Annotated in this window: 21 protein-coding genes; 10 read left to right on the top strand and 11 right to left on the bottom strand. The window is 36.4% G+C overall.

Annotation, left to right across the window (positions count from 1 at the left end; genetic code table 11):
* Window positions 1-12: 12 nt before the first annotated feature.
* Window positions 13-273 (bottom strand): 30S ribosomal protein S20, encoded by a 261-nt coding sequence (gene rpsT / locus GJV85_RS12945; RefSeq protein ID WP_207561790.1) that lies wholly within the window; start codon window positions 271-273, stop codon window positions 13-15.
* Between the two features lie 236 nt (window positions 274-509).
* Here rpsT and glmM point away from each other — a divergent pair, with 236 nt between their 5' ends.
* The 7 genes from glmM to GJV85_RS12910 all read left to right on the top strand — a co-directional run bounded on the left by glmM (window position 510) and on the right by GJV85_RS12910 (window position 7,450).
* Window positions 510-1,850, top strand: a complete 1,341-nt coding sequence (gene glmM / locus GJV85_RS12940; RefSeq protein WP_207561789.1) for a phosphoglucosamine mutase — start codon at window positions 510-512, stop codon at window positions 1,848-1,850.
* Window positions 1,843-2,298 (top strand): signal peptidase II, encoded by a 456-nt coding sequence (gene lspA / locus GJV85_RS12935; RefSeq protein ID WP_207561788.1) that lies wholly within the window; start codon window positions 1,843-1,845, stop codon window positions 2,296-2,298. The genes glmM and lspA overlap by 8 nt, the downstream gene beginning before the upstream one ends.
* Window positions 2,299-2,377: 79 nt before the next feature.
* Entirely contained in the window at window positions 2,378-3,676 is a 1,299-nt protein-coding gene (gene tig, locus GJV85_RS12930; protein ID WP_207561787.1) for a trigger factor, read from the top strand.
* A 3-nt stretch (window positions 3,677-3,679) separates the two neighbouring features.
* Window positions 3,680-4,270: an ATP-dependent Clp endopeptidase proteolytic subunit ClpP gene (clpP, locus tag GJV85_RS12925; RefSeq protein WP_207561786.1), complete on the top strand. Its 591-nt coding sequence runs from the start codon at window positions 3,680-3,682 to the stop codon at window positions 4,268-4,270.
* 11 nt (window positions 4,271-4,281) lie between these two features.
* Window positions 4,282-5,328 (top strand): diguanylate cyclase, encoded by a 1,047-nt coding sequence (locus tag GJV85_RS12920; protein WP_207561785.1) that lies wholly within the window; start codon window positions 4,282-4,284, stop codon window positions 5,326-5,328.
* Between the two features lie 14 nt (window positions 5,329-5,342).
* Complete coding sequence (gene def / locus GJV85_RS12915; protein WP_207561784.1) at window positions 5,343-5,858, top strand: peptide deformylase; 516 nt, start codon at window positions 5,343-5,345, stop codon at window positions 5,856-5,858.
* An 83-nt stretch (window positions 5,859-5,941) separates the two neighbouring features.
* Window positions 5,942-7,450, top strand: a complete 1,509-nt coding sequence (locus GJV85_RS12910; protein ID WP_207561783.1) for a YifB family Mg chelatase-like AAA ATPase — start codon at window positions 5,942-5,944, stop codon at window positions 7,448-7,450.
* Between the two features lie 17 nt (window positions 7,451-7,467).
* On the opposite strand, the gene GJV85_RS12905 is transcribed toward GJV85_RS12910, so the two are convergent.
* From GJV85_RS12905 to GJV85_RS12895, 3 genes are read right to left on the bottom strand one after another with little or no spacing between them, the layout of a single operon-like run.
* Entirely contained in the window at window positions 7,468-7,923 is a 456-nt protein-coding gene (locus GJV85_RS12905; protein ID WP_207561782.1) for a DsrE family protein, read from the bottom strand.
* Window position 7,924: 1 nt separating this feature from the next.
* Window positions 7,925-8,752, bottom strand: a complete 828-nt coding sequence (locus tag GJV85_RS12900; RefSeq protein ID WP_207561781.1) for a thioredoxin fold domain-containing protein — start codon at window positions 8,750-8,752, stop codon at window positions 7,925-7,927.
* Between the two features lie 12 nt (window positions 8,753-8,764).
* Window positions 8,765-8,956: a hypothetical protein gene (locus GJV85_RS12895; RefSeq protein WP_207561780.1), complete on the bottom strand. Its 192-nt coding sequence runs from the start codon at window positions 8,954-8,956 to the stop codon at window positions 8,765-8,767.
* A gap of 87 nt (window positions 8,957-9,043) precedes the next feature.
* Here GJV85_RS12895 and GJV85_RS12890 point away from each other — a divergent pair, with 87 nt between their 5' ends.
* Window positions 9,044-9,724 carry a MerR family transcriptional regulator gene (locus tag GJV85_RS12890; protein WP_207561779.1) on the top strand — a complete coding sequence of 227 codons (681 nt, stop codon included), beginning with the start codon at window positions 9,044-9,046 and terminating at the stop codon, window positions 9,722-9,724.
* Here the strand turns inward: GJV85_RS12890 and GJV85_RS12885 are convergent.
* The 7 genes from GJV85_RS12885 to metH form a co-directional block, all read right to left on the bottom strand.
* On the bottom strand, window positions 9,688-10,854 hold the full coding sequence (locus GJV85_RS12885; protein WP_207561778.1) for an MFS transporter: 1,167 nt from the start codon (window positions 10,852-10,854) through the stop codon (window positions 9,688-9,690). The genes GJV85_RS12890 and GJV85_RS12885 overlap by 37 nt on opposite strands.
* Window positions 10,855-10,864: 10 nt before the next feature.
* On the bottom strand, window positions 10,865-13,906 hold the full coding sequence (locus GJV85_RS12880) for an efflux RND transporter permease subunit (RefSeq protein ID WP_207561777.1): 3,042 nt from the start codon (window positions 13,904-13,906) through the stop codon (window positions 10,865-10,867).
* A gap of 4 nt (window positions 13,907-13,910) precedes the next feature.
* Entirely contained in the window at window positions 13,911-14,621 is a 711-nt protein-coding gene (locus GJV85_RS12875; protein ID WP_207561776.1) for an efflux RND transporter periplasmic adaptor subunit, read from the bottom strand.
* A complete protein-coding gene (locus GJV85_RS12870; protein ID WP_242689798.1) occupies window positions 14,621-15,865 on the bottom strand; it encodes a TolC family protein in 1,245 nt (414 codons plus the stop codon). The genes GJV85_RS12875 and GJV85_RS12870 overlap by 1 nt, the downstream gene beginning before the upstream one ends.
* The gene (locus GJV85_RS12865) at window positions 15,862-16,458 is read right to left on the bottom strand and encodes a TetR/AcrR family transcriptional regulator (RefSeq protein ID WP_207561775.1); all 597 of its coding nucleotides are present in this window, start codon (window positions 16,456-16,458) and stop codon (window positions 15,862-15,864) included. Before GJV85_RS12865 ends, GJV85_RS12870 begins: the two co-directional genes overlap by 4 nt.
* A gap of 105 nt (window positions 16,459-16,563) precedes the next feature.
* Window positions 16,564-17,382, bottom strand: a complete 819-nt coding sequence (locus tag GJV85_RS12860; RefSeq protein ID WP_207561774.1) for an HDOD domain-containing protein — start codon at window positions 17,380-17,382, stop codon at window positions 16,564-16,566.
* A gap of 9 nt (window positions 17,383-17,391) precedes the next feature.
* Window positions 17,392-20,880 carry a methionine synthase gene (gene metH, locus GJV85_RS12855; RefSeq protein WP_207561773.1) on the bottom strand — a complete coding sequence of 1,163 codons (3,489 nt, stop codon included), beginning with the start codon at window positions 20,878-20,880 and terminating at the stop codon, window positions 17,392-17,394.
* Between the two features lie 150 nt (window positions 20,881-21,030).
* Here metH and GJV85_RS12850 point away from each other — a divergent pair, with 150 nt between their 5' ends.
* A complete protein-coding gene (locus tag GJV85_RS12850) occupies window positions 21,031-21,984 on the top strand; it encodes a hypothetical protein (protein ID WP_207561772.1) in 954 nt (317 codons plus the stop codon).
* Window positions 21,981-23,156 (top strand): PorV/PorQ family protein, encoded by a 1,176-nt coding sequence (locus tag GJV85_RS12845; protein WP_207561771.1) that lies wholly within the window; start codon window positions 21,981-21,983, stop codon window positions 23,154-23,156. The genes GJV85_RS12850 and GJV85_RS12845 overlap by 4 nt, the downstream gene beginning before the upstream one ends.
* Window positions 23,157-23,245 lie beyond the last annotated feature (89 nt).

The following is a 23,245-nucleotide window of genomic DNA, read 5'->3' as shown; positions in this document are numbered from 1 at the left end:
TTTATGCTCTAATTATATAGCGTTTACAGATTTGTGTAGACGACTTACTTTTCTAGCTGCAGTCTCTTTTTTAAGAATACCTTTGCTTACAAACTTGTGAATTTGTTGGTTAGCTACTTTAAATGCAGCAGTTGCTTCTTCTTTGTTACCCGCTTCAACTGCAGAGTTAACGTCTTTTACTATGTTTTTAAGACGAGTTCTGTAAAAACGGTTACGCTCTGTACGAACGATAGTTTGACGAATTCTCTTAATTGATGACTTGTGATTTGCCATTATTAGTCCTTTTTGGAATTTAAGTGCGCAATAATAGCTTAAAGATAATTAAAATTAAGTTAAAGGGTGGTAAAATGCATTAAAATCACTATATTAGATGTTACCATCTTCATAATGGCATTAAAAAAGAGAGCAAATCCTCCCTTTGGTCTGAGTCTCTTTTTTAATACCATTATAAAAACTATGCTAAAAAGAATTTTCTTTTAGTGATTTTAAAACTACTAATAGGAAGAAAGATGAAACTATTTGGAACAGATGGAGTTCGCGGAGAGGCAGGCTCATTTTTAAGCGCTGAAATGGCTATGAAAATCGCTATGGCTGCGGGCATATACCTAAAACCCACTGCGCTTACAAACAAGATTCTTGTTGGAAAAGATACGCGTAGAAGCGGTTATATGATAGAAAATGCAATAGTGAGCGGCTTGACTGCGATAGGGTATGACGTAATTGAAATTGGTCCTATGCCAACTCCTGCTATCGCATTTATTACTGAAAATATGCGTTGTGACGCTGGAATAATGATAAGCGCATCACATAACTCTTTTGAAGATAATGGAATAAAGTTTTTTAATGCTCATGGAGATAAGTTTACTACTGAAGTTGAAGCAAAAATCGAAGAGATTTATTATAATGAAGAGTTAATTCAAGATGCACAAGTTACTGCAAGATCCATTGGAAAAGCAAAACGTATAGATGATGTAATAGGTCGTTATATAGTGCAGCTTAAAAACTCATTTCCGGTTCACATGACACTTCAAGGTATAAGAATAGTGCTTGACACATCAAATGGCGCTGCATATAAGGTTGGTCCAACTGTGCTTGAAGAGTTAGGAGCTGATGTTATAGTGTTACATAATAAACCAGATGGCTTTAATATAAATGAGGGATGTGGTGCTCTTCATCCCAAAGATTTAAGTGATTGCGTTAGAAAATACAGAGCAGACTTAGGTATTGCTCTTGATGGTGATGCAGATAGACTCGTAGTTGTAGATGAAAAAGGCGAGGTAGTAGATGGTGACCAGCTTTTAGGTGCTCTGGGCGTTTATCTTCATGAGAGAAAAGCACTAAAAGGTGGAGGTATTGTTGCTACTGTTATGAGTAACCAAGGCCTTGAAGATTATATGAATGCAAATTCACTTAAGCTCTTTCGCTCAAATGTTGGCGATAAACATGTTTTAGAAATTATGAAAAAAGAGGGAATCAACTTCGGGGGTGAACAGAGTGGTCATGTAATCATTAATGATTATGCAAAAACTGGAGATGGGCTTGTAAGCGCTTTACAAGTTTTAGCACTTTTAATAGATAAGAAAAAGCCTGCATCAGAATTATTGCGTCCATTCTCTCTCTATCCTCAAAAATTGGTTAATATTCGCATAAAGAATAAGCTTCCATTAGCTGAAATAGTTGGCTTAAAAGAGAAACTTGAAGCATTGGATAAAGAAAGTATTCGCCACTTAATAAGATACTCAGGAACAGAAAACAAACTTAGAATTCTTTTAGAAGCAAAAGACAGTAAGTTGATGAATAAAAGAATGGATGAAATGGTAGATTTTTTGCAAGCGGCGCTTAATGGCTAATCATAGGTTGCGTTTAGGAGTTATACTTCTTTTTTCACTTGTAGGGATTTTTATTATTGATCAAAATATAAAAATGCTTTTTGTGGATGGATTTCGATACTACACGGAGTGTATAGACTTGATACTTGTATACAATAAGGGCGTGGCGTTTTCAATGTTTGCGTTTTTAGATGAGTACTTGAAATATTTACAATTACTAATAGTAAGTGGCGTTGTTTTTTATATCTTTTACTTAAATAAACTCTGTTACGCATTCCCCGTAGGCATACTTCTTGGCGGAGCATTTTCAAACATATATGATAGGTTTATTCATGAGGGCGTAGTAGATATGGTCTACTGGCACTGTGGATTTAATTTTGCAGTTTTTAATTTTGCAGACGTAATGATAGACGTAGCAGTATTGTGGATACTTATTTTAAATTTTAAACCGCATATTTGTAAAAGCTAGATAAAAGCAGATTTTTGGTATTATTGCTCAAAATAATAGTTCTATAACTAGATAAATGTAATATAAATAAAGGAAATTGATGGAAATCAAATCAACTAAAATCGACAGTGCTAACGCTTTAATAGAAGCAACAATCTCAATGGATGAGGTAAATAAAAATATAGAAAAAATTGCTAAGCAACTTTCTAAAACAGCTAACGTTCAAGGTTTTCGTAAAGGTAAAGTACCTGTAGCTATAGTTAAAAAACAGTATGGTCAGAAGCTTGTAGAAGACGCTGAGTCTGAGTCTTTACGTGAGGTTTTAAGTAGTGGTTTAGCAGAATTAGAAATCTCTAATGAGTCTTTAATTGGTGAGCCAAATATTTCTAAGTTTGAAAAATCTGATGATAAAATAGAAGTTGCTGTAAAAGTTGCTATGCGTCCAGCTATTGATTTAGGTGAGTATGCTTCTATGGTTCCAGATTTTGAAAAACCAGTTGTTAGCGATGCAGACGTTGACGCTAGACTTAAAGATATCGCTCAAAACCAAGCTCCACTTGAAGATATTAAACGTAATCGTAAAATGAAAGAGGGCGATGTAGCCGTTATTGACTTTGAAGGTTCTATTGATGGCGTTCTTTTTGAGGGCGGTACAGGTAAAAACTTCGCACTTACTTTAGGTTCAAATCAGTTTATTCCAGGTTTTGAAGATCAACTAATAGGCGTAAAACGTGATGAAGAAGTAGTAATCAAAGTTACTTTCCCAGAAAATTACGGTTCAGAAGCACTTTCAGGTAAAGATGCGGAGTTCAAAGTAAAAGTAAATCAGATTCAAGTAAAAGCAGAAGTTGAAATTAACGATGAATTTGCTCAAAAAATGCTTCCAGGTGAAGAAAACGCTACAGTTGAAGAGCTTAAAAAACAAGTAAAAATTCAACTTGAAAATGAAGCGCTTTCAAAAGTTTATAACGAAGATTTAAAGCCTCAACTTTTAGAGAAGTTAGTAAATACTCTATCATTTGACTTACCAGAATTTGTAGTTGAGCAAGAGATTGACATGGCGTTAAACAAAAAAGCTGGAACTATGAGTGAAGATGAGATTAAAGAACTACGTGAAAACGCAGATAAATTAACTTCACTTCGTGAAACTTTCCGTGATGACGCTTCTAGAAGCGTTAGAGCTACGTTTATCATAGACTCTTTAGCTCAAGACAAAGGCGTTAAGATAGAAGAGCAAGAAGTTATGCAAACTATATACTATGAAGCAATGCAGACAGGTCAAGATCCTCAAAAAGCATATGAACAGTATAAAGACGCTGGATACTTACCTGCAATTCAAATGTCAATGGTAGAAGATAGAGTTCTTACAACTCTTTTAAACGAAAAGTTAGAAGCATAAATCATGAGCTATATTCCTTATGTAGTTGAAAAGACGGGACGCGGTGAGCGTTCTTATGATATCTACTCTCGTCTTTTAAAAGATAGAATTGTTATGCTTAGTGGAGAAGTAAATGATCAAGTTGCTTCTACTATAGTTGCACAGTTTCTTTTTCTTGAAGCTGAAGATCCTGAAAAAGATATCTACTTCTACATTAACTCTCCAGGTGGAGTAGTAACTGCTGGAATGGCTATCTTTGACACTATGAATTATATTCGTCCACATGTTGCAACTATTTGTATAGGTCAAGCTGCTTCTATGGGTGCTTTTTTACTAACAGCAGGAGAAAAAGGTAAGCGTTACGCTCTTCCTCACGCACGTATTATGATTCACCAACCTCTAGGTGGCGCGCAAGGTCAAGCTTCTGACATTCAGATTCAAGCTGCCGAAATACAACGTATGAAAGCTGAGTTAAATGCTATTATCGCTGCAAATACGGGCAAAAGCATAAAGCAAGTTGAAAAAGACACAGATCGCGATAACTTCATGAGTGCTGAAGAGGCTAGAGTTTATGGTATGATAGATGAAGTGCTTACAAAGAAAGATAAAGAGTAAGGAGCAGTAAAATGTCAGACTCAGCTAGAAGTAGAAGAAATATTACTAAAGAGGGTGAAATAACAGAAGATCCAATGGTTAACGCCTTAAATATGGATGCTCCGTCTAGTGATATTGAACTCTACTCTAAAGAGGTTTTACACTCTCTTATAGCTGATAATCTACCTCCTACTCCAAATAACTTTTCTCTCTATTTTGATAGACTTTTAGAAGAGAAAAGTGACAACTTACGTAAACAGATTCACTCTATGCTAGAACTAGAAGAGAGTAATGACGCTGAAAATACAATACTTTTAGAGCAGAGTTTAAAACAAGGCTTTACATCGGTAAAAAGTATATTAAACGTTACGGCGACACTTTACAAAAACATGTCTTTAATGACAAAGATTTTAGATAAACGCAAGAATGAACTTAGTAATAATCCAGAACTCAAAGACGCATTGGCAATAGTGGGAACGCTTGAAGGTGATGTATCTAAGCTCAATAGCATTCTTAGAACGCAAAGCTCTAAGATGAAGAGTATCTATGACGATACCGCTAAAATTGTTAAAAACGTTGAGAATGAGACGATATTTGATAATCAATATGGCGTTTATAACAAACGCTACCTTTTAACAAAAATAGAGCAAGAGATAGGGCTTATTAGTGAGTTTAATCACCAGAGTTCTCTTATTATGATTGAACTTTCACGTGACTTAAAAGCAAGCGTAAAGAACGAAAAAGCGATAACTCTTATGACTAGAACTATTGCTAGGCTTCTGCTAAAAACTTCAAGACGAAGCGATATTGTTGCTCATTATGGCAATGGCGTCTTTTCTATGCTTTTAAAACATACAGACATAGAGAGCGCAAAAAAAGCGAGTGAAAGACTTTGTGACTTAGTTGCTAGCTCTAACTTCTTCTTAGCAGATAGAGAGATACTCTTAAAGATATCTATTGGTATAACGGACGTTGATTCTACGCTTTCTGTTGAAGAAATTGTTGTGTCATCCATGGATGGCATTGAAAAAGCATACCTTGCTGAAGATAAAGATTATTTTGTATCTCTTAGGTCTTGATAAAGAGTTATAGCATGAAATTAAACATAGTAGAATACCCAGATAAAAGACTTCGTCAAAAATCTACCGATGTAGAAGTATTTGATAAAAAACTTCATGATTTTTTAGATGCAATGTATCCAGTTATGATGGATACAAATGGGATAGGATTAGCCGCTATTCAAGTAGCAAAACCAATTCGCGCACTTATTTTAAATATACCTGATGATGACGGCGAACAGCCATATGAAAATCTTCTAGAGATAATAAATCCCATAATTACTCACAAATCTGGTGAAACGGTATATCAAGAGGGCTGTTTAAGCGTGCCAAAGTTCTACGAAGATATTTCAAGATATGAAAATATTGTTATCAACTATCAAGATAGAGATGGAAACACAAAAACTCTTGAAGCAGATGGACTCCTAAGTATAGCAATACAGCATGAGATAGACCATTTAGAGGGTATTCTTTTTATAGACAAGCTTTCATACTCACGACGAAAAAAGTTTGAAAAAGAGTATAAAAGAATGTTAAAAGAGAAAAAATAATTTAAATATGACAATATGTCATTTTTCAAGTAAAAGAGCAATAAAAGAGTTATCATACTCTAATCTTAAAGAAGGTTAGAGTTATGAAGTCTGTCTACTGTGCTACATATGAAGGTTTTGACGCAAAGATAGTTGAAGTGGAGTCTACTCTAACTAAGGGTCTTCCCTCTTTTTCTATAGTTGGGATGGCCTCTACCGCTATAACGGAGTCTAAAGAGAGAGTTAAATCCGCACTCTTAAGTAACGACTTCTCTTTTCCTCCTAAACGCATAACATTCTCGCTTGCTCCTTCTGAACTAACAAAGTCAGGCAGTCAGTTTGATTTGAGCATAGCCCTTCTAATTTTGCTTAATGATGCCGACATAGATTTACAAGAATGGTTCATATTTGGCGAACTAGGCCTAGATGGAAACGTCAAAGAAAATGTACAGCTCTATCCACTTCTTTTATCACTAGCAAATCAAAGCCTTATTAAAAAGGCTATCGTACCTTATGAAGCTCTTGCTAAACTCTCTAAGATACCTAATATAGAGTTTTATGGCATCAAACATATAAAAGAAGCCGTAGATATATTAAAAAACCAGCAGAGTGCAACTCCAAGCTTTGCTTCTAGCGAAATAGAGCACCCCTTCTATGAAATAAATAAAGAGAAATATTTTTATATCAAAGAGTATGACTATGATTTTATAGATGTGAAAGGGCAAGAAGTAGCAAAACGAGCAGCACTTATAGCTGCTGCTGGATTTCATAACATAATATATGAAGGGAGTCCAGGTTGTGGAAAAAGTATGATAGCAAATCGTTTAAGATATATACTCCCACCAATGACGACAAGTGAAATACTAGACTTAGCTAAACTACAGGTGCTAGATTCAAAAGAGGCTGATTTTAAACCTCAAAGAGCTATGCAGAGTGTACATCATACATCTACTTCAGCAAGTGTGTTTGGAGGTGGAAGCCATAAGGCAAAAATTGGCGAAGTGGGACTATCTCATAATGGAATACTTTTTTTCGATGAGCTACCTCACTTTTCTAAGAGTGTTTTGGAGTCTCTTAGGGAGCCTATGCAAGATAAAAAGATAAGAATATCTAGGGTAAACTCAAAAGTAGAGTATCCTGCAAACTTTTTGTTTGTAGGTGCTATGAATCCATGTCCATGCGGCAACTTGCTTAATGCCAATAAAGAGTGCCGATGTAACGAACTTGAAATACAGAGGTATAAAAATAGACTCTCAGATCCTTTTTTAGATAGGATAGATATGAATGTGGTGATGCAAAATGTAAGTGCAAGTGACATTTCTACCATAAGTTCTAAAGAGATGCATAAGATGGTAGTCGCAGCGCACATATTTTCTAAAAAAAGAGGGCAAAATACATTCAACGCGCATATAGAAGATAGTGATATATCAAAATATTGTATTTTATCTAAAGAAGCAGATGAAACCCTAACAATGGCGGTAGAGAGATTTACTCTAACGTTTAGAGGGATTAAAAAGGTACAAAAACTTGCACGAACCATTGCAGATTTAGATGAAAGCGAGACTATACAAAAGGCACATATACTAGAGGCCTTGAGTTATAGAAAACGCTAAAAAAGAGTTCCTCTAGATTACTTGAACGTCATCAAAGCATAGCCATGATTTTGATACTTTATGGTGTCAATAAAGCTATTTTTAGAGATATGTATAAATGGAAGAACTTCTTCTTTTTCTATTGCGTTGGCGTTTAGGGACATTGCGCAAGCTACTATTTCAACATTTTTTCTTTTAGATAGAGAGATTAGCCTCTCTTGGGCTTTTTGAATATACTTTAAATCTTCATCTGCAGTTATATCTTCATAGGAGCTTGAAACCATCGCTACACATGCCCCATGAAGCGTTAGCGCAACTTTAATACTGTCGCCATCATTCTCTATCATATCTATTGTTTTGTCAATAAGGGAGATGCGACTTGCAATATACTGTGCGTCAGAAGAGCTACAGTCAAAGACTGACTTGTACTCACTAGCATTTACATTGCTTAGAAATAGAATTAGAATGAGACATATAAGTCTTATGTTATTCATCCTATTTGTCTTTTTTTATAAAGTAAGTAAACTCATCTTTATTATTGTATCCAATGATATTTTTATAACTTTTTAGCGTTTTGTAATCTAAAAAGTTCATTATTGGAGTAAATGAGCTGTTAAATTTTTGTGGAAACTTGTCTTTTTCTTTATTAAGAATAAGAGGAATATATTTAGATTGTATAGTTTTATCTACTTTTGGATTCATCAAAACTTTTTGCTCAAATTTACGACACCAAGGACAGTAGTTAGATACAAGTACAAACATAATGTTTTTGTGATATTTTTTTGCTTTTCTTACAGCCTCGTCATAGTTAGTTTCATACCGCATCTGTGACGCAAAGTCATGCTCGGATATAGTTGTTTTGATTGAGGGCTTATTCTCCTCTTTGTATTGCTCGGAAAACTTTGTTAGAAGACTATCTAGAGTATCTTCAAACTTATCTTCTATCTCATCGATCTCCTCAAGTATAAAGCTCTCTTTATTATCGTAAGTAAGCGCAAAAATATTCTCTTTGTTTGAAGCTCTTATAACCGTTTCACCAATAAGCAACCTCATGCTTATTAGAGTTGTATCGTTAATATTTTTTTCATTAACTAAAAGCGCTAAAGATGTTGAATCATAACCACTTGTATCAATGTTTAACTCTTTTGCAATGGCAATAATTTCATTTTGTGCTAACGCTTTGTACTCAGCAGGGACGCTTCTAGCTGAAATTTCTACTACTGGATAGACTTTCTTGACGCCAGATAGAGAGTACATTGTTGAAGCATTTAGTAAAGTGCTAAGTAGAAAAAAGCCTAAGAGAATAGTTTTTTTTTGAAACATGAAGATTCCTTGTTAATTACTAACTTTGTTAGCTCTATATATTTTTTGATCACTTTTTTCATTTTCGGGACCTCTAAAGAGCGGATCTATCTTCTCCGAGTCTATCTTATTTGCTTGAGCTTCATAGGGAAAACCAAAAAAGTATGAGAGAACGTCCCAAATGCCTTTAACTATTTTTACAAATATCTTCCAAATATAATTCATAATCTATTTCCTTTAAAATGTAAAGTGCTACTTGTCGTTTTGAATTATATGATATAATCCTTAATCAATTATTAACAAGGTGCTAATGTGGAATTTAAAATCTCTGAACTTGTAGCTAAGAGTGGTACACCAAAATCGACCATATTATATTATATAAAAGAGGGTCTTTTACCAAAGGCAAAAAAGTTAAAGTCAAATGTGCATAGATACAATGATGAGCATCTAGAACTCATCAAGTATATAAAATACATGAAAGAGGAGATGGGAAGTACTAATGAGCATATCAAAATAGCTCTTAAACAGAAAAACAACTCATTTTCTAGCTCATACACAATGCTCGCTCCTCTTATGCAGACTCTAAGTAGTATACCTGTTAACTCTCAACACTTTTGTAAAAAAGAGTTTATAGAGTATTTTGACATTGATGAAGTTTTACTTGAGGAGTTACTTCAAGAGCGGATTTTAATGCCTTTATCTGAAGATGATTTTACGCAAAAAGAGGCTTCAGTCATTACTCTCATAGAAAATTTTAAAGAGGTTGGCGTTGATTATGAGATACTCAAAGAGTATGTAAAGCAAGCTACAAAGTTAGCAGAACTGGAGCTTCAAATGCAAAAACAGTTGTGTGACAAAAAAGATGAAGCCAACTTTTCAACCCTTTGGAAAATAATGTTTGATACGCTTTTTAATACTAAAGAGTATATATTTAATCGCTCCACATATAAAGTACTTTACCGTACTTTAAAAGATGAACTTGATAATAAATAAAGAGATACTTTAAACAAGAGTATTAAAACTAAAATAGTGATACCACATATACTAAAAAAGTTTTGAACTCCATAATGGTGTACTATAGGCATAGTAGCTAGTGGTGAGAGGAACTGTCCTAAAAACAGAGAGCTAGTCAGATAAGCAGAAGCTTTAACTCGCTTTGTACTATGGGCTTTACTTAGCATCCACGCAGTTGTATTTGTCATGAGTATTCCCCCTCCAAAACCAACGATAGGCGAGGTTAGAAAGAAAAATCTAATATCATTAACCTGACCTATGGCGAAGAAACCAATACCGACTATAGAGAGTCCCAAAATATATAAAGTGCTAAAGTTAAAATAGTTTTTTAATTTTGAAAAACTTAGTGCTCCAAGGGCGTTAAAAACAAATGCCGTGGCGATTATCTGCCCTGTCATAGAACCACTCGCATGAAAAACATCTATCATTAAAAAAGGCATCTGCGTTGGTAAGATATAAAACACAAGCATAAACGCAAACGCTAGGAGATAGATGAAAAAGAGATTGCTATTGATGTTTTTATCTTCACTCTCTTGAGTGTGACTCCCTTTAAACTCTACAAGATAAGCAATAACAAATATAAGGACTAAGAGCCCTAAAAAGTATATAGAAAATGGGTAACGCCAGTTTATATCTGAGAGGATGCCTCCTCCCACTATAAATACTATTCCACCAAGAGAGATAAAAGCACTCTGCATACCCATAAACTTATGGCGCGTCTGTGCTGAGAAATAATCACCGACTAGAGACGTTGAGACTATCATTAAAACAGCTATGGAGATACCAAAGAAAAATCGTGAAATAAGGAGTTCATATATGGTCTCTAAGTAGAGACCTGCCGTTCCAAAGAGAGTAAATGCAAGAAGCGCAGAGATAGCCGCTCTTCTTTTGCCAAAGTTATGGATTAGATGACCTAAAAAAGGTGCAAGTAGAGCTATGGCAAGAGAGGGCAGCGTTATCATAAGTCTTGAATAAAGCTCTATGTTTGGTTCATAAGAAAAAACGTCACTCAAATGAGGTAGCATAGTAACTACCGCTACATTTGACATGATAGTCAACATTGAGAGTGAGAGTAGCATTATTTTTGTGCCAGTTTTTATTTTTCTCATGATTTTATATTTACTCTACCTTACCTGACTCATACCATTTTCTTAGCCATCTATCTATAGGGTTGATGAGCTTATATATGGCTGGCACTACAAGAAGAGTAAGTATCATAGAACTTATAAGCCCACCTATAACAGATATCGCCATTGGCGCGTTTGTCTCGCTTCCTAGACCTGTACTCATTGCAAGTGGTATCATCGCAAATATCATTGCCATCGTTGTCATAAGGATTGGACGAAGACGTTTTTCACCCGCTTCAAGAAGCGCTTCATTTACGTCTTTACCATCTTTAATCGCCGTATTGGCAAAGTCAACAAGTAGTACGGCGTTTTTACCAACCATACCCATTAGAAGCATAAATCCAATCATAACAAAAAGACTAAATTGTTGCCCACTTATGTATAACGCGAGCATAACTCCAATAATACTCAGAGGCAACGCCATCATAATAATGATAGGCTGTATGAGCGACTCATATAAAACTGCAAGAATGATGAACATTAGTATAACTGAGAGACCAATGGCAGCTCCAAACGCTTGACCCGTTTTTACCATCTCTTCGGCAAAACCTGTAAATCTATATATAACGCCAGCAGGCATAAGAGAATCTATCTTCTCATTTGTATAGTTTACAGCACCTCCAAGGTCAAGCCCAAAAAGGTCAGCATATACAGTAACTTGGCGTTGTCTATCGAAGTGATAGATAGACGCTAAAGATTTAGTCTGCGTAAACTTCACTAAACCATCTAGATATACAAGTTGGCCATTTGAAGCGCGAAGTTGAATCTTCTTGATATCTTCTATGCTTACTCTGTTTTCATCATCAAAACGCAGGGTAATGTTGTACTGCTTACCATTCTCTTCAAAGTATGAAATCTCTAAATCGCTTGAAAACGCGGTAGAGATGGCTTGCGAGATCTGTGAAGCGGAAACGCCAAGACGATTTGCATTTTCTCTGATGATGTTTATGTCAATTTGGGGTTTTCCCTCATCAAGATTTGTGTCAATGTCCACAAAACCCTTTTTCTGTGCAAGATACTCAGTAAGGTTTTTAGTCGCAACCGCTAAATCATCAAATGAGTCAGATTTTAGGATTATCTGATAAGGAACGGAAACGCCAGCGCCTTTTATGTTTGGAATCTGTGCCGCAGTTATAAATAGATCTTTTTGATAGGGTTTAAACTTATCTCTAAAATCTTGAATAATCTGCTCTTGATTAAGCACTCTATCTTTTTTATCAACAAGTTTTACATAGATGAGTGCTTTATTTTTCTCTGCAACACTGTTATATCCAACGCTAAGAGTTGTAAATGCCACTGTTTTATCTTCTTGGATAAGCTCTTCAATCTTTTTAGACTTTACTATCATCTCCTCTAAAGAGATACCTGCAGCAGCTCTTAGTTGAACTTCAAACTCCGCTTTATCCTCTTTAGGAATAAAGTCCATACCGATTTTTGGAAAAAGACTCAAACTCCCAACAAATATGCCAATAACTAAAATAAGAGTAATAATTTTAAATCTCAGAACCAACTTTAGTAGAACGTCATAGATTTTCTCGAGTAGTTTAAAAAATGGCTCAGTAACGTTATAAAACCTACTCTCTCCCTTATGAAGAACTCTAGCGCTCATGCTTGGCATAAGCGTCATAGCGATAGTAAAAGAGATAACAACTGCAAAGCCAACGGTCATAGCAAAACTCTCAAAGAACTTTCCTACTATACCGCTCATATTTGCTACTGGAATGAAAACAGCTAGGAGCATAGCGGAGATAGCAAGAATGGCAAACGCCATCTCTTTAGTCCCTTCAAATGCAGCTTCAAATTTTCCCATGCCCGCTTCCATCTTTTTGTAGATGTTTTCGAGTACAACGATGGCGTCATCTATGATGATACCTATAGAGAGAGTAAGACCAATAAGCGTCATTTTATTTAAATCAAAACCCATGTAGTTCATCAGCGCAATAGTTCCAAAGATAGAGACTGGAATAGACAGAGCGGAGACGATGGTAATGGTAAAGTTACGTAAAAAAACGAAGATAATGATAACTGCTAGAAACGTACCATAGAGAAGGTCAAATTCAACTTGCTCCAATGAGCTTACAATAAAAGGAGAAGTATCTTGAAGAGCTTGAACGCCAAATCTATCTCCTGCAAGTTTTTCTAAGCCAGGCAGAGCCTCTTTTACTCTTTGTATAATCTCTATAGTATTTGTGCCAGAGATTTTTTGCACTTCGAGCATAATCCCCTCCACTCCATTATATGAGGCATAACTCTTTGCGTCGCTGAGCGTATCTTGTACTCTTGCAACGTCTTTGAGTCTGAGGTTGTCTTTTATCTGTATGTTTTTTAACTCATCTACGCTTAGCGCGTCCGCTTTTGTTTTTAGCGTAAACTCATTTGTCGCGGTAACGAGTTTTCCTCCGCCGATTTTTACGTTTTCACGAGCTACAATTGCGTTTAGTTCAGTGATGGTAATACCAAACTTATTGAGCAAGTTTACGTCTGGATAGATTTTTATCTCTCTATCTTTGTAGCCAATGATATTTATTCCACCAACGCCATTGATTTTTTGAAGAGTTGGTTTTACTTTTTCATCTGCAAATAACATAAGATTTGCAACAGTGTCATTTTTTGCAGTTAGAAAAACGTTAACGACCGACGCACCACCTATGTCTAACTTACTAACAAGTGGCGTTTTAGCTTCACGAGGAAGAAGCACGGCCGACACCTTGTCCCTCACGTCATTTGTCGCCTCGTTTATTTCGCGTTCTAAAAAGAACTTTACTATGACGACGGAAGCGCCTTCACTACTTGTTGAGGTAATACTGTCAACCCCGCCAATACGCGATAGCGCCTCTTCTATCTTGTCGGTTACTTGAGACTCAACCGTAGCTGACTCTGCGCCTGGATAGATAGTCTTAACTGTAACAATAGGAAAGTCAATATTTGGAAATAGAGCGGATGGCATAGACTTAAAACTCATGTAGCCAAATATAACTAACGTTATAACGTACATGAGCGTCGCTATGGGTCTGTTTATGGATATTTTATACATAAAGCTACTCTTTACCTGCTGTAGTTATATAACCATCGCCAAACAGACCTGGAAGAAAATCTTTTGCCAATACTTCAGCTTTTATTTTTCTGTTTTCTCTACTTGCGTGCGGATATACTTTAGAAATCTTCCCCTTATAAGAAGCAGTGTCTCCATCAACTTTATAAGTAAAAATATTTCCTACTTTTACATCTTTATAGTTTTTTTGATCAAACTCTATGACAAGTTTTCTTTGTGATTTACTCTGGATTTTAAATACGGTCTTGAGCATCATGCCGCTTACGGCGTCTCCCACTTCAAGCTCTTTGTCATAAATAACGCCATCAAATGGAGCTTTTAAAAATGTCTTATTGTAAAGCGCTTGCTGGTATGCAAGTTGATTCTTTGCACTCTCATATTTGTTCGCTGCGATGTCGAACTTTCCTTCATCGATAAGCTCTTTAATCTTCATCTGGCGTTCATAATCTTTTTTAGAGTATTTATAAGCTGTTTTTGAGACTTCAAGCATCGCGTTTATATCGCTATTTTCAAGTTCGGCTATTACTTCGCCTTTTCTTACAAATGAGCCAATATCTGTGTTTACAGACTCTACAATACCGCTAGATATAAACGCCAACTTTGCGTCTTTGTACGGCTCAACGCTAAAAGTCGCGTATATCTCTTTTGCGTCGGCAAAACTTAGGAGTAGTATGGTGGTTAGGATTATGTTTTTCATTATTTTAGTTCCTCTTGTAAATTTTTTGCACTGTTATAGTAGAGTATGGCATAAGCGATCTCTAACTCATTTAAGCTACTCTCATACAAAGCTTGAGAGCCTGTCTTTTTTGTAAGCGTGTCAAGATAGACGATATAGTCAACTATTCCTGCGTTATATTTTTTTTCTATGGTCTCAAACGCGCTTTTTGCCGCTATTAAAGCGCTCTTTGCGCTATTTATCTTTGCTAGGGTAGTGCTTATTCTTCTTTTAGAGAGCTCATACTGAAGCTCTTGAGCTTTTGTTTTGTAAGCAATTTGTGACTCTAACGCTTTTGCTTTAAGAAGGGTTGCCTCTTTTACTTGAGAGATTTCACCAAAGTCAAAAACTCTAAAATTCAGACTTAAAAGTAGGGTGTTTTGATTTTCCAAAGGCTCGGCGTTGAGCCCTGGGGGAATTGCTAATCGATCAAAACTATAGAGGTTATAGGTATCTTCAATTTTAATATTAGGATAGTAAAAACTATCTACCGCTTCAGCCGCATATTTGATAGAGCCCTTTTGTGAGATAAGGGCTTTTATGCTATCTTGAACTTCATACTCTGTGGATAACTCTTTTTTAAATGTAGAGTCCGTGAGTGAACTTATTCTCTTGCCGACTTTTAACTCTAGTGATGATTTTAATGAGAGAATTTGAAACTTTGTTGACTCCATAGCGTATCTATTTGTGTCAAAATCAGCTTGAACTCTATCGATGGCGTCTTGCGTTGCAAGCTTTGCTGCGTAAAACTTTTTAATGCGTTGGAGTTGAGCTTTTAGCGTCTCTTGGGCTTCTCTCTTTGCGTTTAAAGACGACTCCAAACTTTTAATATTGAAAAAATCCTGAACAATCTCTAAAGAGAGCGACTCTTTATACGCTTTGGCGTCAAATTCAGATGATTTTAGAGACTCTTTTGCTTGGTTAATATTTGCAGAAGTTTTACCGCCATCGTATATGTCAAATCCAATTTTTGCAAATGCGTTAAGAGTGTCCCCCGCTTGAAACGGAGAGACGTCATCGTCGCGTTTATAAGCTGCGCCTATATCTATAGTTGGATAAAAAGAACTCTCTTTAAAATCTAACTCTTTTTTAGCGGCGTCTTGAGTATACTGCTTTGCCACTACTAAGTTATTGTTTATAGTAGCATAGTTAAGAAGTTCTTTAAGCGTATCCCCATAAGAGAGTAGGGGAAGCGTTAAAATGAGTAGGTGTTTTAGTTTTATCACTGTTGTACCTCTATAATTTGAAATAGCGTTTCAAAGAAAATATCAAACTCTTCTTCGATATTTTCAATGGCGTCCGTTGTCTCGTTAAGTATAAACATGCCCTCTCCAAGAACAAAGAGACCTCGAGAGAGCTTGATAGCGTTTGGAATAAGTTCTTTAGAGTCAATTCCTTCTTGGATTATTGTCTCAAACCATTGGAAATAAGTTTTTGAACATTTTGTTTGAAAATCTACCATCTCCTGATTTCTATTCATCAAAGAGATAGAGATAAACTCTTTATAGAGTTTACGAAGGTGTTCACCCTCTTCTTCATAAAAGGTATGAAAGAATGTTTTTATCTTATCTTTTGATGAACTAAGGGACTCAAGTTTGGCATGTTTTTTAACGTTATGTTCTTGTAAAAGGATGTTTATAATTTCAAAAACAATATCTTCTTTGTTGTTGAAGTACTCATATATAGTCCCTTTACCTACTCCAGCAGTTTTTGCAACTTGCGCAATGGTTAAGTTGTTGATGCCATTTTCCACAAAAAGCTCTTTACACGAGAGTGCTATATCTTTTTTCTTTTGTATTTTGTCTACGATTATCGCCAAAATGATTCCTTAAAATATAATGACCGACCATCAGTCAATTAAGGAATTATATTAGAGTTTGGCTTAAGGGGAAATAAATGATTGACTGTTGGTCAGTTTGAAAGATTATAAGTTGGCTTTGTCCCTTATTCGCTCAACGGTTTTTATATATCTATCTACTTTAAAACCATAAGAGAGGGCTTTAAGTTTTGAGTTTTTAAAGCTTTTATCACTTATTTTATTTTGAATGTTTATGCAAGTTTTGACAACGTCCACTGCTTCACAGTACTGCTGATACTCTCTATCAGCCAAACTTGGTTCATCACTATTTCTAATTATTTCAACAAAAGTTTCATTAAAGTTCCAGTGTTCAAATAGTAACGCAGTCACTTCTGCGGAGCTCATTCCAGTAAAGAGTTTTTCTGTTTGAGAAATGGAGGCCTCTTCTTGTATCATTCTTGTAAACTCATCTTTGTAGTCACTCTGAGAAACTTCTTTAGCGATGATAATTTGACCAATATCCATTAAAAAAGCGATGGGAACAAGCAGGTTTGCTTTTTCGACGTCGATACTCATATACCATTGAAACATAAGCATGCTTTGAAGCGTTGAGATGTTTTGGAACTCCTCATTGGTGATGCCATAGGGAGACATATCCAAATCAAAAGTACTTTTTTTAGCAGAGGAGAGAACAAAACCACGAACAGAGGACATTCCAAAGAGAGTGACTGCTTGATGGACTGTAATGACATTATGACTAAAGGAGTAAAGAGGGGAGTTAACTGCGGCTAAGATATTTGCAGTTAAAACAGGATCTTCTTCTACTATTTTTACAAGTTTTTTGAGTTCGGGATTTCCTCTTGCATAAAGCTCTTCCATTTTCACAACCGATGCCGGTAGTGGCGGAATAGCTTTTACTCTCTCAACTATAGATTCAAATCCCATAATAAACTCCTAGATATTATAATATGTAGCGTTTGGATGATATACAACTAACGCAGAAGTTGATTGCTCGGGATGAATTTGGAAAGTCTCACTAAGCTCTATCCCAAACTCTTCTGGTTTGAGTAGGTCAAAGAGTGGACGATTAAGTTCTAAATCAGGACAAGCCGCATAACCAAAACTATAACGTGAACCTTGATATTTATTCATTTGAACATCCGCTAAGGTTGGTTTTTCGTTCTCTGCAATGTTTAAGTCAAGTCGTATCTGTTTATGTACTATCTCTGCAAGAGCTTCCGCTAACTCAACGCCAAGTCCATGAAACTGATAGTACTCAGTATAATTTCCTTCATCGTAAATAACTCTTTCAGCATCACTTAGTTTAGCTCCAGCGCTAACGCATGTTAGTGCTATAACGTCATGTCTATCGTTATGAAAGAAGTCGCTTAACGCACGATGTGGTTGTTTTGTTTGTCTAGGAAACGTAAACTGTTTTACAGCTCTTCCCATTACATGATCAAGTGGTTCGGTATTAACTTCGCTGAGAGAATTGTACCCTTCACTCTCATCAAAAATAAGTAAAGTGTTATCATCGCTCCTACAAGGCCAGTAACCATAAATAATAGTGGGTTCAAATAGTTTTTTATCTAAAAATTCAGACTTGAGTCGCTCATAAGCCGGCCAAACGACTTCTTCAAGTTGCTTTTCATAAGCCTCTTTTTCCATTCCCTTAGAGCTATAACCCCAACGAGATTTGAAAAGTATCTTATGGTTTATCCACTCAAACGCCATCTCTATCTGCTGCTGTGTGAGTTTAATCTCACGTCTTCCCCAAAATGGAGGAGTAGGAACTTTCACATCTCGAGAGGGCATTTTAAGCTCAGAAAATGGAGGTATGATTACCTCTTTTTTCTCTTTTCTCTCTATCTCAGGAGCATCAGGATGCAGATTTGTGTCAAAGTTACCAGCTTCTATGCGGCTCATCGCCGTAACGCCATCAAAAGCGTCTTTACAATAAAAGATGGGACCATCATAAGCTGGGCGACAAAAGTCGTCAATAAAAGCGCGAGTGAGCGCGGCGCCACCTAAAAGAATCGGAATGGTAATCCCTTTTTCTTTTAAGATATTGAGATTTTCAAGCATGACTTGCGTTGACTTTACAAGTAGGCCACTCATACCTAGAGCTGAAATATGACCTTGCTCCATAGTTTCTAAAAAGCGGTCAAGTTCTACTTTTATCCCAAGGTTTTGCACTTTATAACCATTGTTTGAGAGAATGATGTCTACAAGGTTTTTACCAACGTCGTGCACGTCGCCTTTTACAGTCCCTAGAGCTAGAGTAGTATCAACTGTCTTTTCTACCTTTGGAAGGTATGGGTTAAGATGGTCAACCGTTTTTTTCATAGTCTCAGCAGACTGAAGTACAAACGGTAGTTGCATCTGGCCTGAGCCAAAAAGCTCACCAACGACTTTCATCGCGTCAATGAGAATCTCATTTACTATGACTTCGGGAGCGATTTTGTGACGAGCCTCTTCCACAAGAGGAATCATTCTGTCTTTATCTCCATCCATAAGAAGCTGAGCGATCTTTTCTTCATCGCTCATAGCTAGATACGCTTCATCGACCGCATCGTTATCAACTGCTTCTTTTGTTGAAAAGTGCTCTATAAATGCGAAAAGTGCTTCTCCATTTGGAAGACGATTAAAAATCAAGTCGTCACAGATTTTTTGGTCTTCTTCTGATATTTTGTTAAGAGGAATTATATGTTTTACATTAATGATAACGGATGTCATTCCGGCCTGGATACAGTGGTGCAAAAACATAGAGTTAAGGTATGGTCTAGCGTCTTTATCGAGTCCAAATGAGATATTTGAAAGGCCGAGTATTGCTCCAACTTCTGGATGCTTGATGCGAAGTTGACGAATAGCTTCTATGGTATTTATCCCTGCGTCAAAGTACTCTTCATCTCCTGAACCAAGTGTAAACGTAAGCACGTCAAACACTAAATCCTCTTTCTTTATTCCGTGACGATTAGTGGCAAGGTCGATGATACGATCTGCAACTTTTAGTTTCTCTTCTACGGTTTTAGCCATTCCTACTTCATCGATAGTTAAACATACAAGACTTGCACCGTATTTTTTAGCTAAGGCGCATACCGCATCAAATTTTGGCTCGCCATCTTCAAGATTGACTGAGTTAAGGATTGGTTTTCCACCGATGTGCTTGAGTGCTGTCTCAAGTCCTGTAGTCTGTGTAGAGTCTGGCATAAGAGGTAGGGCAATTTTTTGCGCATACATAGCCATAACTTCCGTCATGTCTTTTGTCTCATCCCGACCTGCAAAACCAACGTTAACGTCTACCAAGTGGGCACCTGCACGAACTTGCTGTTGCGCAACGCTAAGTGTTCCCTCATAGTCTTCAGCCAAAAGAAGTTCTCTAAAGGCCTTTGAACCAGTCGCGTTTGAGCGTTCACCTACAAGTAGAGGGGCTGGCTCTTGCATAAGAGGAACAGTGTTGAAAAGTGAAGCTATTGAGTTTTCATGTGAACCACTTGGCACTTTTGGCGTTTGTGTTGTAACTGCGTCTGTAAGTGCACGAATATGCTGAGGAGTAGTCCCACAACATCCACCTAAAAATGAAACGCCATCATAGGCTAGCATCTTTTCTTGCTGCTCTACAAACTCGTCTGGTCCCATTGGATAGTAAGTATAACCACCACGATTTTGTGGAAGACCTGCGTTTGCGTGAACGGAGATAGGCTTGTGCCAAAGCTCGCTGAGAGTTTTTACATGTTTTAAAACTTGTTCAGGTCCCGTTCCACAGTTAAATCCAAGAGAGATAATGTCAAAAGGCTCTAAAATAGTTGCAATTGTTTGCGCATCCGTACCTATAAGCATAGTCCCACTAAGCTCAATCGTTACGGAGACCATAATGGGAATCTCTACTTCTCTCTCACGGTTAGCTTCTTGGCAGGCGTGAAGCGCTGCTTTTATCTGAAGAGGATCCTGGCATGTCTCAAGTAAAAAGACGTCAACGCCTCCATCAATAAGTGCCTTACAAAACTCTGTATAGCCCGTATACATTTCATCGTAAGTAATGTGTCCAAGTGAAGGTAGTTTAGTTCCTGGTCCGACTGAACCTAGAACTAAACGCGGATGCTCTGGAGTTGAGAATTTTTCGCACTCTTTTTTTACAAGTGCTGCTCCAGCCTTTGTAAGTTCATATGCACGATGACCAATCTGGTACTCATCAAGTACCCACGAAAATGAGCCAAAAGTATTTGTAGTGATAAAGTCGGCACCAGCTTTAAGGTAAGCGGAAAATATTTCACTTAAAACTTCGGGACAAGTAACATTAAGAAGTTCGTTACACCCTTCGTTATCTTCCCAAGCCTCTTTAGGTATCTTATCGTCGCGTTGTTGGAGTTGTGTACCCATCGCACCATCTATAATAAGTGGGCGTTTTTTAATTGTCTCTAATATGTACTGTTTTGTATTCATCGTATAAAATCTTTTATTTTAAATATAGTTGGAGTTATTTTATCAAAAATGAACATAATTATTGCTGTCAAAAAAAGCCTAAATAGCTTTTAATGGTTTCTAGTATTCTTTGTGCTATAATATTTCAGATAAGAAATAAAAGGGGTACTCATGATAAAGAAAATAGTTGCAAGTTCACTTGTCGCATCAGCTCTGCTTTTTAGTGGTTGTGGTGAAAATAATGCTGAAGATAGACTAAGTGCACAACAAGCTCTGGATAAAGGAGATTTTTCAACTACAATCTCAAACTTAGAAAGTAAATCGGTTAAGACTACTGAAGATTATATGCTACTAGCTTCTGCATATATGGGAAAGGCTGGTCTTAGTTTTACAGATACAGTTGCATTAGTTTCTAATGCAAACAGCACAAATGATAATAAAAGTTTTGCAAATTATGCAAAAGAGATTGAGAAGAAAAAAAATCCTGAGACTTTAGCTAATCTACAAAAGGCAATAAGTTACTATGAAGCAATAACTGGAACTTCGGTTACTGCTGCTCCTGCATATAAAGCTTCTGCAAATCCCTCAACTACTACGGGAGATAGAGATCTCTTTTTAAGTTTAGCTTATATGACTAAGGCCACGGTAGTGCTAAGTTATCTTGGTGATGTGCAAAAACTAGGGGACACTACAACGGATGACCCAAATATATTAGCTTCGGCATGTGCTATTTCATATGTATATTCAACTAGCGGATTACCAACTTATTGTACTAGATTTTCTATTACAGATGGAGGAATAGATGGTGATTATAGAAAAATTTCTATTTCAGATATTGCTAGTACTGCAATTTACTATAGATTGAAGTTTGCCGACCCCGCTAAAAAAGAGATGCTTTTGACAGATTATAAAGATAGTAATACTGCACCAATTTTAATAGATGGAAATGTGACGACAATATCTAAAGCTCTTGTTGATACTTTAAACAACTCTTTTGATACTTTAGCTACGATTGCTCCCGAAGATATGAAAAAAGATATAGAAGAGTTTAGAAAAGAGATTGCTTCTGATGGAAATATTACAGCTGAAGCAATAGCAAATTACTTAGCAGGAGAGATCAAATGAAAAAAATAATATCTTTAGCACTAATCTGTGCAACAACATCACTAATGGCACTTGATGGAGAACATGCATATCTTTATAAAGATCCTCGCATTATGGGTATGGGTGGAGCAAATGTTGCAGTAGGGGGATACTCTACTTCTGTTTTTTCTAATCCCGCAGGTCTTGCAAGTATTAAAAAAGAGCATGGATTTGTTTTTGATCTCTTAGGTCTTGGTGTTTCTGTTAGTGAAAAAACAACGGAGTTTATCAAAGATATGGGCGATGTAGATACAAGCTCTTCTAATCCTAATGCTACCAACGACATGATAGATGTTTTGAAAAAATACTCGGGTGAGCATTTTCATATGGGTGTAGATAACTATAGTGCAATCTCAAAAAATTCTGATTTATTTGCTTGGTCTGTAGGTTTATTGGCAGCTGCAGATATTAACTATAAGGTTCATGCAAATGGTGGATCTTCATTTTTAGAAACGAGCAGTAGAACATACGGTGGTGTTTTACTGGGCGCTGCAAAATCATACTCGACTGATATTGGTCGCTTAGATGTTGGTGTTGGGCTTAAGTTTATTAAACAGATCTCTTTTGAGGGAGGATTAACTATTAATGATCTCTTAGCAAGTGATGATATCGCGACTAGGTTAGAAGATAAGTATAAAAAAGAGAGCACAGGCTTTGGTGGAGATATTGGTGCGACACTCTTTCCATTTGCAGAAAGCTCTTTACATCCAGCAGTTGGAATTAGTATCTTAAATATCGGTTCAATGGGTATGGATGATAATTATGGTAGGCAGCCAATGACACTTAATATTGGTATGTCTATCTCGCCTGAAGTTCCTGTGCTAGAGAGTTTCACTTTAGCAGTTGATTATGTTGATATGCTAAATGCTAATAAAGTAAGATTTTATGATATTAATGGAAATGTTGATGCAGATTTAGATGAGTCAGATATGAAAAAGAGACTAAGACTAGGTGCTAATCTAGGTGTTTTAGATAGTACGTACTTATCTTTAGCATTAAGTGGTGGTATCTATCAAGGTGCATATACAGCAGGTATAGACTTAGAATTCTTACTTTTTAAATTAAATGTTGCTACATACCAAGAGGAAGTAGGGACAGGAACAGCTAGTAATCCTGATAGAAGATATATGGCTAAATTAGGTATCGGCTGGTAATTATGACGAAATAATTATAGCAACTATTGACTTTCATCGTCAATAGTTGCTATAATGACGGTGAAATTTAACTAATAGTGAGGTTTAAT

The organism is Sulfurimonas aquatica (assembly GCF_017357825.1).
In the GTDB taxonomy this organism is placed as follows: Bacteria; Campylobacterota; Campylobacteria; order Campylobacterales; family Sulfurimonadaceae; genus Sulfurimonas; species Sulfurimonas aquatica.
The sequence above is the reverse complement of the archived record's forward strand: the minus strand, read 5'-3'. Positions and strand labels throughout refer to the sequence as shown.

Coding starts and splice junctions, on each gene's coding strand:
- rpsT (WP_207561790.1), bottom strand. CDS start 273: ATGGCAAATCACAAGTCATCAATTAAGAGAATTCGTCAAACTATCGTT.
- glmM (WP_207561789.1), top strand. CDS start 510: ATGAAACTATTTGGAACAGATGGAGTTCGCGGAGAGGCAGGCTCATTT.
- lspA (WP_207561788.1), top strand. CDS start 1,843: ATGGCTAATCATAGGTTGCGTTTAGGAGTTATACTTCTTTTTTCACTT.
- tig (WP_207561787.1), top strand. CDS start 2,378: ATGGAAATCAAATCAACTAAAATCGACAGTGCTAACGCTTTAATAGAA.
- clpP (WP_207561786.1), top strand. CDS start 3,680: ATGAGCTATATTCCTTATGTAGTTGAAAAGACGGGACGCGGTGAGCGT.
- GJV85_RS12920 (WP_207561785.1), top strand. CDS start 4,282: ATGTCAGACTCAGCTAGAAGTAGAAGAAATATTACTAAAGAGGGTGAA.
- def (WP_207561784.1), top strand. CDS start 5,343: ATGAAATTAAACATAGTAGAATACCCAGATAAAAGACTTCGTCAAAAA.
- GJV85_RS12910 (WP_207561783.1), top strand. CDS start 5,942: ATGAAGTCTGTCTACTGTGCTACATATGAAGGTTTTGACGCAAAGATA.
- GJV85_RS12905 (WP_207561782.1), bottom strand. CDS start 7,923: ATGAATAACATAAGACTTATATGTCTCATTCTAATTCTATTTCTAAGC.
- GJV85_RS12900 (WP_207561781.1), bottom strand. CDS start 8,752: ATGTTTCAAAAAAAAACTATTCTCTTAGGCTTTTTTCTACTTAGCACT.
- GJV85_RS12895 (WP_207561780.1), bottom strand. CDS start 8,956: ATGAATTATATTTGGAAGATATTTGTAAAAATAGTTAAAGGCATTTGG.
- GJV85_RS12885 (WP_207561778.1), bottom strand. CDS start 10,854: ATGAGAAAAATAAAAACTGGCACAAAAATAATGCTACTCTCACTCTCA.
- GJV85_RS12880 (WP_207561777.1), bottom strand. CDS start 13,906: ATGTATAAAATATCCATAAACAGACCCATAGCGACGCTCATGTACGTT.
- GJV85_RS12875 (WP_207561776.1), bottom strand. CDS start 14,621: ATGAAAAACATAATCCTAACCACCATACTACTCCTAAGTTTTGCCGAC.
- GJV85_RS12860 (WP_207561774.1), bottom strand. CDS start 17,382: ATGGGATTTGAATCTATAGTTGAGAGAGTAAAAGCTATTCCGCCACTA.
- metH (WP_207561773.1), bottom strand. CDS start 20,880: ATGAATACAAAACAGTACATATTAGAGACAATTAAAAAACGCCCACTT.
- GJV85_RS12850 (WP_207561772.1), top strand. CDS start 21,031: ATGATAAAGAAAATAGTTGCAAGTTCACTTGTCGCATCAGCTCTGCTT.
- GJV85_RS12845 (WP_207561771.1), top strand. CDS start 21,981: ATGAAAAAAATAATATCTTTAGCACTAATCTGTGCAACAACATCACTA.